The 13,886-nt window shown below is 62.1% G+C and carries 13 protein-coding genes; 5 read left to right on the top strand and 8 right to left on the bottom strand.

What is annotated here, in order from left to right:
- Nucleotides 1–38: 38 nt before the first annotated feature.
- Nucleotides 39–1,259: a cation:dicarboxylate symporter family transporter gene (locus tag HX792_RS08710; RefSeq protein ID WP_176995686.1), complete on the bottom strand. Its 1,221-nt coding sequence runs from the start codon at nt 1,257–1,259 to the stop codon at nt 39–41.
- Nucleotides 1,260–1,376: 117 nt separating this feature from the next.
- On the opposite strand from HX792_RS08710, the gene HX792_RS08705 reads away from it, so the two are divergent.
- The gene (locus tag HX792_RS08705; protein WP_176995685.1) at nt 1,377–2,285 is read left to right on the top strand and encodes a LysR family transcriptional regulator; all 909 of its coding nucleotides are present in this window, start codon (nt 1,377–1,379) and stop codon (nt 2,283–2,285) included.
- A gap of 18 nt (nt 2,286–2,303) precedes the next feature.
- Here the strand turns inward: HX792_RS08705 and HX792_RS08700 are convergent, their stop codons facing one another.
- From HX792_RS08700 to HX792_RS08675, 6 genes are all read right to left on the bottom strand, one after another.
- Nucleotides 2,304–2,633, bottom strand: coding sequence for a DHCW motif cupin fold protein (locus HX792_RS08700; protein WP_176995684.1), 330 nt, complete (start codon nt 2,631–2,633; stop codon nt 2,304–2,306).
- Between the two features lie 263 nt (nt 2,634–2,896).
- Nucleotides 2,897–3,331, bottom strand: a complete 435-nt coding sequence (locus tag HX792_RS08695; RefSeq protein WP_176995683.1) for a GNAT family N-acetyltransferase — start codon at nt 3,329–3,331, stop codon at nt 2,897–2,899.
- Nucleotides 3,332–3,421: 90 nt separating this feature from the next.
- A complete protein-coding gene (locus tag HX792_RS08690) occupies nt 3,422–4,912 on the bottom strand; it encodes an aldehyde dehydrogenase (RefSeq protein WP_176995682.1) in 1,491 nt (496 codons plus the stop codon).
- 37 nt (nt 4,913–4,949) lie between these two features.
- The gene (locus tag HX792_RS08685; RefSeq protein WP_176995681.1) at nt 4,950–6,329 is read right to left on the bottom strand and encodes an APC family permease; all 1,380 of its coding nucleotides are present in this window, start codon (nt 6,327–6,329) and stop codon (nt 4,950–4,952) included.
- 118 nt (nt 6,330–6,447) lie between these two features.
- On the bottom strand, nt 6,448–7,830 hold the full coding sequence (locus HX792_RS08680; RefSeq protein ID WP_176995680.1) for an aspartate aminotransferase family protein: 1,383 nt from the start codon (nt 7,828–7,830) through the stop codon (nt 6,448–6,450).
- A 46-nt stretch (nt 7,831–7,876) separates the two neighbouring features.
- Nucleotides 7,877–8,674 (bottom strand): helix-turn-helix transcriptional regulator, encoded by a 798-nt coding sequence (locus HX792_RS08675; protein WP_176996168.1) that lies wholly within the window; start codon nt 8,672–8,674, stop codon nt 7,877–7,879.
- A gap of 195 nt (nt 8,675–8,869) precedes the next feature.
- Between HX792_RS08675 and HX792_RS08670 the strand changes: the two genes are divergently transcribed.
- Genes HX792_RS08670 through argE form a run of 4 tightly spaced genes read left to right on the top strand, consistent with a single transcriptional unit; the run spans nt 8,870 to nt 12,467 of the window.
- Complete coding sequence (locus HX792_RS08670; RefSeq protein WP_371319335.1) at nt 8,870–10,201, top strand: flavin-containing monooxygenase; 1,332 nt, start codon at nt 8,870–8,872, stop codon at nt 10,199–10,201.
- A gap of 24 nt (nt 10,202–10,225) precedes the next feature.
- Nucleotides 10,226–10,636, top strand: coding sequence for a RidA family protein (locus tag HX792_RS08665; RefSeq protein WP_016969085.1), 411 nt, complete (start codon nt 10,226–10,228; stop codon nt 10,634–10,636).
- An 11-nt stretch (nt 10,637–10,647) separates the two neighbouring features.
- The gene (locus HX792_RS08660) at nt 10,648–11,325 is read left to right on the top strand and encodes a DUF1028 domain-containing protein (RefSeq protein WP_176995678.1); all 678 of its coding nucleotides are present in this window, start codon (nt 10,648–10,650) and stop codon (nt 11,323–11,325) included.
- Nucleotides 11,322–12,467, top strand: a complete 1,146-nt coding sequence (argE, locus tag HX792_RS08655) for an acetylornithine deacetylase (RefSeq protein ID WP_176995677.1) — start codon at nt 11,322–11,324, stop codon at nt 12,465–12,467. Before HX792_RS08660 ends, argE begins: the two co-directional genes overlap by 4 nt.
- Before the next feature lie 333 nt (nt 12,468–12,800).
- On the opposite strand, the gene HX792_RS08650 is transcribed toward argE, so the two are convergent.
- A complete protein-coding gene (locus HX792_RS08650) occupies nt 12,801–13,712 on the bottom strand; it encodes a LysR substrate-binding domain-containing protein (RefSeq protein WP_010171799.1) in 912 nt (303 codons plus the stop codon).
- Nucleotides 13,713–13,886 lie beyond the last annotated feature (174 nt).

Genomic DNA, 13,886 nt, shown 5'->3' with positions numbered 1-13,886 from the left:
CCTTGAATCCGAGGGCCAAATCGCCGGCAAGCCGGCTCCTACAGTGAGGGGTGTGTCAGTTGGGTGTGCAGGGCCTGGCGGTCAATTGATCGTTGCCACGCGCAGATCGCCAGGCACGCCACACAGTTGCCGAGCACATTGGTCAACGAGCGGCACTTCATCAATCGCTCCACGCCCAGCAACAACCCGACGCCTTCCAGCGGCACCAGTTGCAGGATGTTCAAGGTCGCGATCAAGGTGAACAGCGCCGAGCCCGCCACGCTGGTAGAGCTCAACGAGGTGATCAGGCAGATCACCAGCACCGCGAGCAATTGCGGCATGGCCATTTCCACACCGGCCAGGTGGGCGAGGAACATGATCGCGGTGGTCAGGTAGAGGTTGGTGCCCGCCAGGTTGAAGGTGTAGCCGGTGGTCAACACCAGGCGTACCAATTGGCGGTCGCAACCCAGAGCTTCGAGTTTATTCACGCACCCCGGAAGCGCAGCCACGGAAGAGCCGGTGAATGTCACCAACAACAACTCTTCTTTTAAATAAACAATCAGGCTGGATAACTTAACGCCGACCCAACGTGTTATTGCGGCAAATACCACAACCACAAATAACGCACTGACCAGATAAATAACCACCACAAACTTCAATAAGGGCAATACCGAACTAACGCCATATTTACCCACCACAAATGCCATCGCCCCAAAGGCTGCCAAAGGGGCAAATTTCAAGATAATCCGCAGTACCAAAAACAGGCCTTGTACGCCGCTTTCCAGCCAACCCAGGCAGCGGTTGCCCACCCGGCTGCCCCGCCCCAGCAGCAGCCCGCAGACAATAGCGACACACATCACCTGCAGCACCAGGCTTTGGGCAAACACGTGATACAGCGTGGAAGACGCCGACAACAGCGACAGTTCGTGCAGGAAGCCTTCAGCCGGTAACGGTGGCGCCGGCAACGCGCTGTGCTCCAGGTTGAACACCCAGCCGGTTGCCATGCCCATCACCAGCGCGGCGCAGGACACCAATTGGAAATACACGATGATCCGCCGCACCACATAACGGTGATGGGGTTCGCGCTTGATCCCGGCCACACCGGTGGACACCAGCACAAACAGCAAGAACGGCATCAATAAACCGACCAACTTGATGAACGCGTCACTGAGCACTTTCATCTCGATTGCCAGGTCCGGATACGCCAGGCCCAACGTCATGCCCAGTGCAATGGCAATCAGAATAGGCAGGGTTCCATTCTGGGTATATCGGGCGAGCATCGGCACTCCGGCATGTTTTTACTTATTGTTATTGTCGGCATCCGCCGCTTTCGGCATATTGACCGCCTGGCCACTGCAGGCCGCAAATAATAAAGTCTTGTCACGGGATATACCACCATGGAACTTCGCCATTTACGTTATTTCATCATGGTGGCCGAAGAGCGACATTTCACCCGTGCCGCTGCGCGCCTTAACATGCAGCAACCGCCCCTCAGCCAACAGATCCGCGCCCTTGAAAAAGAGCTGGGCTTCGACCTGTTCAAGCGCCACCCCAAGGGCGTCGACCTCACGGCCGGCGGCCTGGTGTTTCTGGAGGAGGCCCGAGTGATCCTGGCCCGGGTCGAGCACGGCTCGCTCAAGGCTTCTCGCGCCGCACAAGGCATCGAAGGCACGCTGATGATCGGCTTCACCAGCTCCGCCGCCGCCCACCCGCTGATCCCGCGCATCATCCGTGCCTATCGCGAGCGTTACCCCGGCGTGGAGCTGTCGATCAACGAAGGCAGCGCCCAGGAAGTGACCGAGGACAGCATCGAAAAACGCCTCGACATCGGTATCCTCCGCGCACCGGTCAGCACCCACCAAAGCCTGACCTTTCACCGCCTGCTCAACGAAGAAATGCTGCTCGCACTGCCCACCGGCCACCCGCTGCTGAACGACACGGCCATCCCCCTGGTCGCCCTCAAGGACGAGCGCTTCATCCTGGTCCGCCGCCCCGGCGCGCCGGGCATGTACGCCAACCTGATCAAGGCCTGCCAGAACGCCGGCTTCGAACCCAGGATCGCCTTTGAAGTGGAGCGCATGCTGACCAACGTCAGCCTGGTGGCGGCGGGCGAAGGCATCTCGGTGGTGCCCGCCTCCATGCGTGATGTGCACCGCGAAAGCGTGGTGTATTGCCGGATCAAGGACGCCCGCCCGAAGTTGCTGGCGCCGATCACGCTGGTACGCCGCACCTTCAACCCGTCAGCACCGCTGCAAAACTTCATCGAGCTGGCGCGGGAATTGAGTGGGATCTATCGAAAGGCATGAAGCGCTTTTATCTGCGTTTCAATCCACGATAAACAGCTTCGCGCCAACAGGCGTCGACGAGCGATGCCCTTCCATGTCATTGCCCACCTGATAACTCATCCCGGGTGTGAGGACGAACTGTCGACCGTCCTCCAGCTCCGTGTGCAATTCGCCTTCGAGGCACAACAGGACATGCCCTCTCCAGCACCAGTGATCCGCCAGGTAGCCCGGAGTGTATTCCACCATGCGCACGCGGGTGGTGCCGAAGTGGCAGGTCCGCCATAACGCACTGCCCGTGATGCCGGGGTGAAGCTGTGCTTCGAGGGTTGACCAATCGGTGGTGCCAAACGCAACAGCAGTGAGATCCATGATGTACTCGGTCGTCAGTTAACGTGGCGTGAAACTGACGACCTGCCCGGTTGGGCGGTAGACACAGATTGGCTGCTTTTGTGGGATACAGGCGCACGCCTTTGTTATCCTGCCGCCCTTGCCTTCATCGATGCGAGCTGTAGCTGGCACCACAAAGCCCCTGTAGGAGCTGGCTTGCCAGCGATAGCGGTGGTTCAGGCAACATCTGTTTCCGCCATGCCACCGCCTTCGCAGGCAAGCCAGCTCCCACAGGGATCCCTGATTCAGGCGTTTTCATTTCCCGCCCGGGTGAATGAGTAACGGTCGATATCCGTGCGCAGTGTCCAGCCCTGCCCTTGCCAATAGCGGGCCGCGTCTGTGTTGGTCTTGAACACGTCAAGGTGGCATTTGTGGATGCCCAGTTGCTCAAGCTCCGTAAGACAGCGTTGCACCAAGGCCTGGGCGATGCCCTGGCGGCGATACGCCGGCAGCACCAGCAGGTGCTGCAAATAACCGCGACGGCCATCATGGCCGCACATCACGCAGGCGATCAACCGGCCGCTGTCTTGCGCCACAAAACTCATGCCGGGGTTGCGCGCCAGGTAACGCTCGGTGGCCTCGCGGGAGTCGGCGTCGCGCAGGGAAATGCCGGGGGTGTCTTGCATCAGTTCGAGCACCGCGTCGTAGTCGGCAGTGCTCATCACGCGAATGTTGACCATGGTCCTGAAAGCCCTCTGAGTGAGGGCCCAGTGTGCCTGCACCGGCACCGGTCGTGCACCCAGGAATGCACGACCGGATAAGCACTTGAATCAACGCAACTGGAACCAGGTGGTTTTCAGCTGCGTGTACTTGTCAAACGAGTGCAACGACAGGTCCCGCCCAAACCCGGACTGTTTGCCGCCACCAAAGGGCACCGTCACATCCAGCGCGTCGACGGTGTTGACCGACACCGTACCGACCTTAAGGGCACGGGCAACGCGGTGTGCGCGGTTGAGGTCGTCGCTCCACACCGACGCCGCCAGGCCATAGATGCTCGCATTGGCTTGCTGGATCGCCTGCTCTTCGGTGTCGAAGGCACTGACAGCGAGCACCGGGCCGAACACCTCGTCACGGGCAAGCGCCATGTCCGAGGTCACGTCGCCGAACACGGTAGGCTGGATAAAGTTTGACGAGCCGTTGATCGTCAACTGCTGCCCGCCACACAAGAGCCGGGCGCCCTCGCCCTGGGCCTGTTCGATGGACTGCAGGATATGCGCGGTTTGCCCACGGTCGACAATGGCGCCGGCAGCACTGCGCGGGTCGAGGGGGTCGCCGGGCATCCACGCGCGGGACTTGGCAATCACGCGTTCGACGAATTCGTCATGGATGGAACGTTGCACATACAGCCGCGAGTTGGCCGAACACACCTCGCCCTGGTTGAAGAAAATCCCGAAGGCGGCCTTCTCCGCTGCCAGGTCCAGGTCCTGGCAGTCCTCGAACACCAGGTTCGGGCTTTTGCCACCGCACTCCAGCCACACCTGCTTCAGGTTCGACTGCGCGGAATACTGCATGAAGTATTTGCCCACCTGCGTGGAGCCGGTAAACACCAGGCAATCCACATCAGGGTGCAGCCCCAGGGCCTTGCCGGCGCTTTCGCCGAGGCCGGGCACCACATTGAGCACGCCTTCGGGGATACCCGCTTCGAGGGCGAGCTGGGCCAAGCGCAACGCAGAAAACGGCGACTGCTCGGCGGGCTTGAGCACCACGCTGTTGCCGGCCGCCAAGGCCGGGGCCAGCTTCCACGCGGCCATGTCCAGCGGGAAATTCCACGGCACCACGGCCGCCACCACACCGAGAGCTTCACGGGTAATGGTTGCCAGCGCGTTGTGGGCCGTGGGCGCGACTTGATCGTAGAGCTTGTCGAGCGCCTCGCCATACCAAGCGAACACATGAGCCGCGCCGGGCACGTCGATGTGATAGGCGTCCATCACCGGCTTGCCCATGTTCAGCGAGTCGAGCAGCGCCAGTTCTTCGCGGTGGGTCATCAACAACTCGGAGAGCTTGATGAGGATTTTCTTGCGTTCCACCGGCGCCATGCGCCGCCACGGGCCGGTTTCAAAGGCCTGGCGTGCGCTGCGTACGGCCAGGTCGACTTCCATTTCGCCACACGCGGCCACCCGTGAGAGCAACTGGTGGGTGGCAGGGTTGATGGCATCGAAGGTCGCCCCGGAGGCCGCGCTCACGGCGCGGCCTCCGATCAAGGCGGTGTTGATATAGGTCTGGCGGGCAACACGCTGTTGCCAGTAGTCAAGATCGAACACGGTGTGCTCCCAATGGATTTCGGAGGGATAAGAAGGGTTATTCAGCGATCTGCAATTCGGGCATCTTCACGCTCAAGCCCCGGGTGATACCCAGCAGGCAAAGCAGCCCCAGGCCCATCCAGCACAGGCCGATGGTGAAGGACATGCTCGACAGGCTGGTCCACAGCCAGATCGTGCTGAGAAACCCCAGGGCCGGTAGCGCGGCGTACAACAGGTAGTTACGCAGGCCACGCAATTTCTGGTCGACCAGGTAATGCTTGATCACCGCCAGGTTCACCGCCGAGAACGCGAACAGCGCGCCGAAGCTGATCATGTTGGCCACGGTGTCCAGGGTGATGAACAAGGCAATCAACGAAAACAGGCTGACCAGCACAATCGCCGTGGCCGGCACGCGCTTTTTCGTCACCAGCTTGCCGAGTACCCGAGGTAATGCGCCGTCACGGCCCATGGCAAACAGCACCCGCGACACACTGGCCTGGGACACCATCGCCGAGGCAAAACAGCCGGCGACGTAGGTGGCGGTAAAGGCGGTCACCAGCATTTCCCCGCCCACACGGCGCATCACGTCGACCGAGGCGGAATCGGGGTCGGCGAAGCTGTTCCACTCGGGAAACACCATCTGCGCGAAATACGAGACCAACAGGAACAACAAGCCGCCAATCAACGACACCAGCAGGATGGCCAGGGGGATGGTGCGGCGCGGGTTGGGGGTTTCCTCGGCCATGGTCGACACCGCATCAAAGCCCAGGAACGACAGGCACAACACCGCTGCCCCCGCCATGATCAGTGGCGCACTGAAGCCTTCATGGTGGAACGGCGCAAACAGCGAAACCGGTGCCGCCTGCTCGTTCAGGTTGTGCACCGACAACGCCACGAACACCACGATAAACACCAGCTGGGCCACGATCAGCACCCAGTTGACCCGGGTGATCGACTCGATGCCCACCAGGTTGAGCCCCGTCACCAGGGCAATCGAGCCGAGCACCCACACGGCCGTCGGCACGCCGGGGAAGTATTCGGACAGGTAGATGCCGATCAGCAGGTAACTGAGCAGCGGCAAAAAGATGTAGTCGAGCAGCAGCGTCCAACCGGCGATAAAACCGAAACACGCGCCAAACGCCTTGCGGGTGTAGGAGTAGACCGACCCCGAATAGGGATGGGCCTGGACCATGCGCCCGTAGCTGTAGGCGGTCAGCAACATCGCGGCGAGGGTCAGCATGTAGGCGGTCGGCAAGTGCCCACGGGTCATCTGGGTGACCAGGCCATAGGTGGTGAACACCGCCAGCGGGACCATGTAGGCCAGGCCGAACAGGATCAGCCCGACCAGGCCCAGCGGCTGGCGGAAGCGTCGGCCGCCAGAAGGTGCAGCGGACGCAGGATGGGAGGGGGTATCGGCCACGTTTTTTATTGTCGTCATGGGTGACTCCTGGAAATCGGCATGCAGGGCGTCGCGGCATGCGATGAGATCGATGCCGTTCAAGCGCTGTCGGAAGGCGATCACTCACCCCTCTGCGTGGAGGGGTAAGCGGGTCACATCAGCGTTTTCCCGCGATCCGTGCGGTGCGGTCGACCGCGATGCGGGTCTTGTCGACCAGTTCATCCAGCTCCGCACGGGTGGCCACCAGGGCCGGCGCCATGATCATGCGGCCGAGGGTCGAGCGAATGATCACGCCCTCTTCGAAGCCGAAGGTGCGGCACTGCCAGGCCAGGTCGTTTTCGTTGGCGAAGCGTTTGCGTGTGCTTTTGTCTTCGGCAAACTGCAAGGCGGCAAGCAGGCCGGTGCCCTGGATCTCGCCGATCATCGGGTGGTTGCCGAACACTTCGCGCAGGATCTTTTGCAGGTACGGCCCGGTATCGTCCTTCACCTGGCGCACGATGCCTTCATCGCGCAGGGCCTTGAGGTTGGCCAGCGCCACCGCTGCCGCCACCGGGTGCCCGGAATAGGTCAGCCCGTGGGCGAACACCCCGCCCCGCTCCACCAGCGCATCGGCGATGCGTGTGCTCAGCACCAGGCCGCCCATGGGCAGGTAGCCGGAGGTCAGGCCCTTGGCGATCGACAAGGTGTCGGGCTCGAAACCGAAGTGCTGGTGGGCGAACCACTCGCCGGTGCGCCCAAAGCCCCCGATCACCTCGTCGGCACACAGCAACACGTCGTATTGACGGCAGATGCGCTGGATCTCGGGCCAGTAGCTTTCCGGCGGGAAGATCATGCCGCCTGCACCCTGGAACGGCTCGGCGATAAAGCCCGCGACGTTTTCAGCGCCCAGTTCAAGGATCTTTTCTTCCAGCTGCAGCGCACAGCGGCGACCGAACTCGGCCGGCGTCAGGTCACCGCCCTGGGCGTACCAATAAGGCTCGTCGATGTGCGCGACATCCGGAATCAGGCCACCCATATCGTGCATGAACTTCATGCCGCCCAACGCAGAAGCCGCCAGGGTAGAACCGTGATAGCCGTTCCAGCGGCCAATCATGATTTTCTTCTGTGGCTGGCCCTCCACCTGCCAGTAGCGGCGCACGGTGCGGATCAGCACCTCGTTGGCCTCGGAGCCGGAGTTGGTGTAGATCACGTGGCTGTAGTGAGCCGGCAGCAGGCTGAACAGCAGTTCCGACAACTCGACCACCGCCGGGTGGGTGGTGTGGAAGAACAGGTTGTAGTAGGCCAGTTGGTCCATCTGCGCGGCGGCGGCAGCGGTCAGGTCCTTGCGGCCATAGCCCAGTTGCGTGCACCACAGGCCCGACATGCCGTCCAGGTAACGTTTGCCTTCACTGTCCCACAGGTACAGGCCCTCGCCGCGCACCATCACACGCGGGCCTTCGGCGTTCAGCGCTTTTTGATCAACGAAAGCGTGGATGTGGTGGGCCGCATCGGACGCCTGGTAATCCTCGGTGCGACGGTTCAGGTGGGCGGGTAGATTCATGGAGGTTCTCTCTTATTAGTGATGACGCAAGGGGGAGCAACGCCGCTCAGCGGTGCTTGCTCATGTAGCTTTCAAGGGGGTCTTTGCTCAGCACGCCCTGGGCTTCGGCGAGTGAGTCGATAAACAGGGCAAACAGCTCCGACTGCGCGCCGATATCGAGCTTGGTGTAGATGTGTTTGCGGTGGGACTTGATCGTGTCTTCCGAGACGTCAAGGCGCTCGGCCAGCGAACGGGTGGAATGGCCGCGCAGGATCAACTGGGCGATCCGGCATTCACGTTCGGTCAGGATCGACGAGCCAAAGTTGTTCAGCGCCGAGTGAATGCGCTGCTCCAACTCATTGGCAAAACGCGCGCCCTGGGCGTCCAAGCCCACAAAGTGCTTGCCCAGCACGGCCAGCAGCCACGGCGTGATGCGCTTGAACTGCTCAGTGGTGGCGGCGTCGAGCTTCTGGGTGAACGCCAGCGACACCGCCAGGCTGGAGCCATTGCCCGACTGCAGGAGGTAGTTGAGTTCATCCTCCAGGTGGGAATGCCGGTAGAACGACTGGAAGTACTCGCTGAGTTCGAAATGGTCGGGGGCGACGTCGGCCAGGGCATAGCAGCCCGAGCTGACGCCCTCGACGCAGGCGCCGTAGAACGGGTCGAGCAGATAGAACCCGGACAAGTATTGGCGCACGTTGCCCTGGGGCAGCCACGGCCCGTCCAGCTCGAACAAGGCGCTGGGCATGCCGTCACGCGGGTACCAATATAGTGTCGTGGCCTGGATCGGTTGCAGGTAACCGAGAGCCTCGAACAGAGTGGCCGCGAAACCCGCTTGCCCGATGCTCTCGGTGACCCGGGCCATCTGTTCAAACCACTGCGCGGAAGAAAGCCGGTCGTTTTCCACTTCGAAGACTCACTCAAGGGACTGCGAGAATGGTCACACACCCGCCCCCTCATCGAAATCACCCGATAGGGTGAGCCTGCATTCGATATTTATGCTCACTTCCCAGCTTAATAATATTTTATTAAAAACCGCCCTCCCCCTAGCCTTGAAGTCATGCCCAAGCTGAATCCAACTGCATTACGCAAGGACAGACACATGACCCAAGCAATAACAAAAATAGACACCCTCGTCGTGGGAGCCGGTCAGGCTGGCGTGGCCATGAGCGAGCACTTGAGCAAGCAAGGTGTGCCACACCTGGTACTGGAGCGCAGCCGCATTGCCGAGCGCTGGCGCACCGGGCGCTGGGATTCGCTGGTGGCGAACGGCCCGGCCTGGCATGACCGTTTTCCGGGCCTGCACTTCGATGACGTCGCCGACGATGCGTTTGCGCCCAAAGAACGCGTCGCGGATTACTTCGAAGCCTATGCACGCAAATTCAACGCGCCGATTCGTACCGGTGTGGACGTCACCTCCGTCGTGCGCAATGTCGGCCGCCCAGGCTTTACCGTGCACACCAGCGAAGGCGTGATTGAAGCCAACCGTGTCGTCGCGGCGACCGGGCCGTTCCAGAAGCCGGTGATCCCGGCCATCGCCCCCAAAGACACGGCGCTGCACCAGATCCACTCCGCCGACTACCGCAACCCGGCGCAACTGCCAGCCGGTGCCGTGCTGGTGGTGGGGGCTGGTTCGTCCGGCGTGCAGATTGCCGATGAACTGCAGCGTTCCGGGCGCCAGGTGTACCTGTCGGTCGGCGCCCACGACCGCCCGCCTCGCGCCTACCGCAACCGCGACTTCTGCTGGTGGCTTGGTGTGCTGGGCGAATGGGACCAAGCGGCCATGAAGCCGGGGCGTGAACACGTGACCATCGCGGTCAGCGGTGCCCACGGCGGCAAGACCATCGACTTCCGTGAGCTGGCGCAGCAAGGCATGACCCTGGTCGGCCTCACCCAGGCCTTCAACGGCAGCGTCGCCACCTTCCAGCCGAACCTGGTGGACAACCTGGCCCGTGGCGATGAGAACTACCTGGCGCTGCTGGACGCGGCCGATGCCTACATCGAACGCAACGGCCTGGACCTGCCGCTGGAACCCGAAGCGCGCCGCGTGTTCCCCGACGCCGAGTGCATCAAGCAGCCGATCCTTGAGCTGGACCTGGCCGCGGCCGGCATTACTTCGATCATCTGGGCCACCGGCTTTGCCGTGGACTACAGCTGGCTGAAAGTCGATGCCTTCGACGCCGCCGGCAAGCCCGCGCACCAGCGCGGGGTCTCCACCGAAGCCGGGATCTACTTCCTTGGTTTGCCGTGGCAGTCGCGCCGTGGCTCTTCGTTTATCTGGGGGGTATGGCACGACGCCAAATACGTGGCCGACCACATCGCCATCCAGCGCCAATACCTTGAATACCGCGAAGCCACCCCGGTGGTTCGCCAGTCCCCTGTCAGCGCCTGATCACCTATTGCCGGAGTTTTTTTGATGCCTACTCACACTCGCATCCGCATGTTCAACACCAAGGAAACCTACCCCAACCAGAGCCTGGACAACGACCTGTGCCAGGCCGTGCGCGCCGGCAACACCGTGTATGTGCGCGGCCAGGTAGGCACTGATTTCGAGGGCAACCTGATCGGCCTCGGCGACCCGCGTGCCCAGGCCGAACAGGCGATGAAAAACGTCAAGCAACTGCTGGAAGAAGCCGGCTCCGACCTGTCGCACATCGTCAAAACCACCACCTACCTGATCGACCCGCGCTACCGCGAGCCGGTGTACCAGGAAGTCGGCAAGTGGCTCAAGGGCGTGTTCCCGATCTCCACCGGGCTGGTGGTGTCGGCCCTTGGCCAGCCGCAGTGGCTGATGGAAATTGATGTGATCGCGGTTATTCCCGAATAAGGAGCGCCACCATGACCTTTTCAATCGTCGCCCGTTGCGCCGAGACCGGCCAGTTGGGCATTGCAATCAGCTCATCGAGTATTGCCGTGGGCGCCCGCTGCCCGTGGCTGCGGCCCGGCGTGGGCGCGGTGTCGACCCAGAACATCACCCTGCCGGCCCTGGGCCCGGACGTACTCGATTTGCTGGAACAGGGCCTGGCCCCGGCTGAGGCCATCGATAAAGCATTGACGAGCAACGGCTACAGCCAATACCGGCAACTGACGGCGATTGATCACCTGGGTCGCACCGTGCATTTCAGCGGCAGCGAAACCCTGGGCACCCACCATGCGGTTTCCGGTGAGCAGTGTGTGGCGGCGGGCAATATGCTCGCCGACCGCGCGGTGATCGAGGCCATGGTCGCGGCGTTTGAAGGCGGCGAAGGCCAATTGGCGGATCGCCTGTTGGCCGCGATGCACGCCGCCATTGCTGCCGGTGGCGAAGCCGGCCCGGTGCACTCTGCGGCGCTGGTGGTGGTGGGTGAACTGACCTGGCCAATCATCAACCTGCGGGTGGATTGGGCCGATGAACAGCCCATCGCCGCGCTGCAAAAACTCTGGGACGCCTACTGCCCGCAAGTGCAGGACTACATCGACCGCGCCCTCGCCCCTGATCGCTCCCCGGGCTACGGCGTGGCCGGAGACGACCGATGAGCCGCAGCCGCCAACTGCTGCAAACGCTGGTGGGGTTCGACACTACCAGCCGCGAGTCGAACCTGCAGTTGATCGAGTTCGTACGCGATTACCTGGCCGGTTTCGGCGTGGCCAGCGAGCTGATCTACAACGAGGAGCGCAGCAAGGCCAACCTGTTCGCCAGCATCGGCCCGGTTGAACTGCCGGGGATTGTGTTGTCGGGGCATACCGACGTGGTGCCGGTGGATGGGCAGCCGTGGACGCTGCCGCCCTTCGAGCTGACCGAGCGCGACGGCAAGCTGTTTGGCCGTGGCACAGCGGACATGAAGGGCTACATCGCCTGCGTACTGGCGCTGGTGCCGGCGTTGGTCGAGGCGACTTTGCGCCTGCCGGTGCATATCGCGCTGTCGTATGACGAGGAAGTCGGTTGCCTGGGTGTACGTTCGTTGCTCAGCGTACTGGACCAACGGCCGGTGAAACCGATGCTGTGCATCATCGGCGAACCGACCGAGCTCAAGCCCGTGCTGGGTCACAAGGGCAAGCTGGCTATGCGTTGCGACGTGCATGGCGAGGCGTGCCATTCGGCGTATGCGCCTTATGGCGTGAATGCGATCGAACATGCCGCCGAGTTGATCGGTGAACTGGGGCGGATTGGGCAGCGACTGCGGGACACACAGGATGCGCGGTTTGACCCGCCGTTCAGCACCGTACAGACCGGCGTGATCAGCGGCGGCAAGGCCTTGAACATCGTGCCGGCGGATTGCCGGTTTGATTTCGAGGTACGGGCGTTGCCATCCCAGGACCCAGGCGAGGTAGCAATTGAGCTGAAGGCTTACGCCGAGCAGCATGTGTTGCCGCGTATGCAGGCGGTGAGCGCGCAGAGTGCGATTCGTTTTACCGAACTGTCGGCGTATCCCGGGTTGGTCACCGACGAGCGCAGCCAGGCGGCGGAATTGATCGCGGCGTTCTCGGACTCGCGGGAGTTTGGCACCGTAGCCTTTGGCACCGAAGGCGGGTTGTTTGACGCCAAGGGCATACCCACGGTGGTGTGCGGGCCCGGAAGCATGGACCAGGGGCACAAGCCGGATGAGTTTGTGAGGGTTGAGCAGCTGGCAGGTTGTGATGCCATGTTGCAAAGGATGCTGGATTCGATCCGCACGTAACGTGTTAGACGCCCCCTTGTAGGAGCCGGCTTGCCGGCGATGGCGGTGCATCAGCCAGCACAGTGATCGGCTGGTGTACCGTCATCGCTGGCAAGCCAGCTCCTACAGGGGATTTGTGTTAGCCGAGAGGTCTTGTCAGTTCTCCCGGCAAAAATCCACAAACAGCTGCACCCTCCTAAGCCGAACACCGGCCCCTCACCCAATGCAAAACTCTGTGGGAGCCGGGCTTGCCCGCGATGGCGGTAGGTCAGTTGGCAAATGTGCTAACAGATCCACCGCTATCGCTGCGGTGCGACGACTCGACAAGCCCGCTCCCACATTTTTGCGCTGTGTTTAGCCCAGGAGTCTTGCGAGCTCTTCGCGGCAGTAATCCACAAACAGTTGCACTGGCTTGGTCAGCGGCGCGCGACGTAGCCACACGGCCGACAAGCCGGAGCCGGTCACGGTTTCGGCCAGCGGTACACACACCACCTTCTGCCCATCGTAGGTGTACTCGGTGAACGGCTTGGTCACCAGGATCGAAAACCCGAACCCCCGTCCCACCATCCCCCGCACCATTTCGATGGACGGCGAGCTGAACACGATGTTCGGCGTCAGCCCGCGCTCTTCAAAGATGCTCACGAAGTAGGTGCGGCTGGGCAGCACGTCGAGCAAGATCATCGGTTCCAGCACCAGGTCCGCCAGCGAGACCTTGGCCTGCTGCGCAAAGCGGTGATCCGCCGGCAGCAGCGCGTAAGGTTGCTGCGGCGGCATCAGCGGGGTGGTTTCGATGGTGCCGCCCAGGTCGTGCTCGAACAGCATCGCCACGTCGATGCTGCCCGCCGTCAGCGCCTGTACCAGCTCTTGCTGCTCGCCGTCGCGGATGCGGATTTCCACCCCCGGCCAGAGCGCCTTGAACCCGGCAATCAGACGCGGCAGGTACAACGGCGCCACGGTTTCAAAGCAGCCGATATCGATCTGCCCCGCCACCACATCATTGTCAGCCAGGGCGTTCTGCTCGAATTCGTGGGCCACGCGCAACAGCTCCAGCGCCTTGCGATAAAACCGCGCGCCGCTGGGCGTCAGCGACACACCCTGGGCGTGATGGCGGATAAACAGCTGCACGCCAAAGCTGTCCTCCAGCTGCTTGATGGCGGTGGAGACAGACGGCTGCGCGATGTACAGCTTGCGCGAGGCCTCGGCGACGCTGCCGCACTCGGCCGTGGTGACGAAATATCTGAGTTGGCGCAGGTTGTAGGCAGCCATCGGGACCTCCAGAAACGCGGGACTTTGCCCATAGACACAGGTAGGCAACATACCGGAGCACGCTCACGCGCGAGCTATATTTTTTAAGGTCTATAGCAACAAACTTACTAATTTACCTCCCTGCGCCCATTGCAGATGATCACTCCAACAACAAAGCGCCCGCCCGTGCGGCGC

The organism is Pseudomonas sp. B6002 (assembly GCF_013385985.1).
Classification (GTDB): domain Bacteria; phylum Pseudomonadota; class Gammaproteobacteria; order Pseudomonadales; family Pseudomonadaceae; genus Aquipseudomonas.
The sequence above is the reverse complement of the archived record's forward strand: the minus strand, read 5'-3'. Positions and strand labels throughout refer to the sequence as shown.

Excerpts from the sequence above, each read along its gene's own strand:
- HX792_RS08710 (WP_176995686.1), bottom strand. The coding sequence starts at position 1,259 with ATGCTCGCCCGATATACCCAGAATGGAACCCTGCCTATTCTGATTGCC.
- HX792_RS08705 (WP_176995685.1), top strand. The coding sequence starts at position 1,377 with ATGGAACTTCGCCATTTACGTTATTTCATCATGGTGGCCGAAGAGCGA.
- HX792_RS08700 (WP_176995684.1), bottom strand. The coding sequence starts at position 2,633 with ATGGATCTCACTGCTGTTGCGTTTGGCACCACCGATTGGTCAACCCTC.
- HX792_RS08670 (WP_371319335.1), top strand. The coding sequence starts at position 8,870 with ATGCCCAAGCTGAATCCAACTGCATTACGCAAGGACAGACACATGACC.
- HX792_RS08685 (WP_176995681.1), bottom strand. The coding sequence starts at position 6,329 with ATGACGACAATAAAAAACGTGGCCGATACCCCCTCCCATCCTGCGTCC.
- HX792_RS08675 (WP_176996168.1), bottom strand. The coding sequence starts at position 8,674 with ATGGCCCGGGTCACCGAGAGCATCGGGCAAGCGGGTTTCGCGGCCACT.
- HX792_RS08650 (WP_010171799.1), bottom strand. The coding sequence starts at position 13,712 with ATGGCTGCCTACAACCTGCGCCAACTCAGATATTTCGTCACCACGGCC.
- argE (WP_176995677.1), top strand. The coding sequence starts at position 11,322 with ATGAGCCGCAGCCGCCAACTGCTGCAAACGCTGGTGGGGTTCGACACT.
- HX792_RS08695 (WP_176995683.1), bottom strand. The coding sequence starts at position 3,331 with ATGGTCAACATTCGCGTGATGAGCACTGCCGACTACGACGCGGTGCTC.
- HX792_RS08660 (WP_176995678.1), top strand. The coding sequence starts at position 10,648 with ATGACCTTTTCAATCGTCGCCCGTTGCGCCGAGACCGGCCAGTTGGGC.
- HX792_RS08680 (WP_176995680.1), bottom strand. The coding sequence starts at position 7,830 with ATGAATCTACCCGCCCACCTGAACCGTCGCACCGAGGATTACCAGGCG.
- HX792_RS08665 (WP_016969085.1), top strand. The coding sequence starts at position 10,226 with ATGCCTACTCACACTCGCATCCGCATGTTCAACACCAAGGAAACCTAC.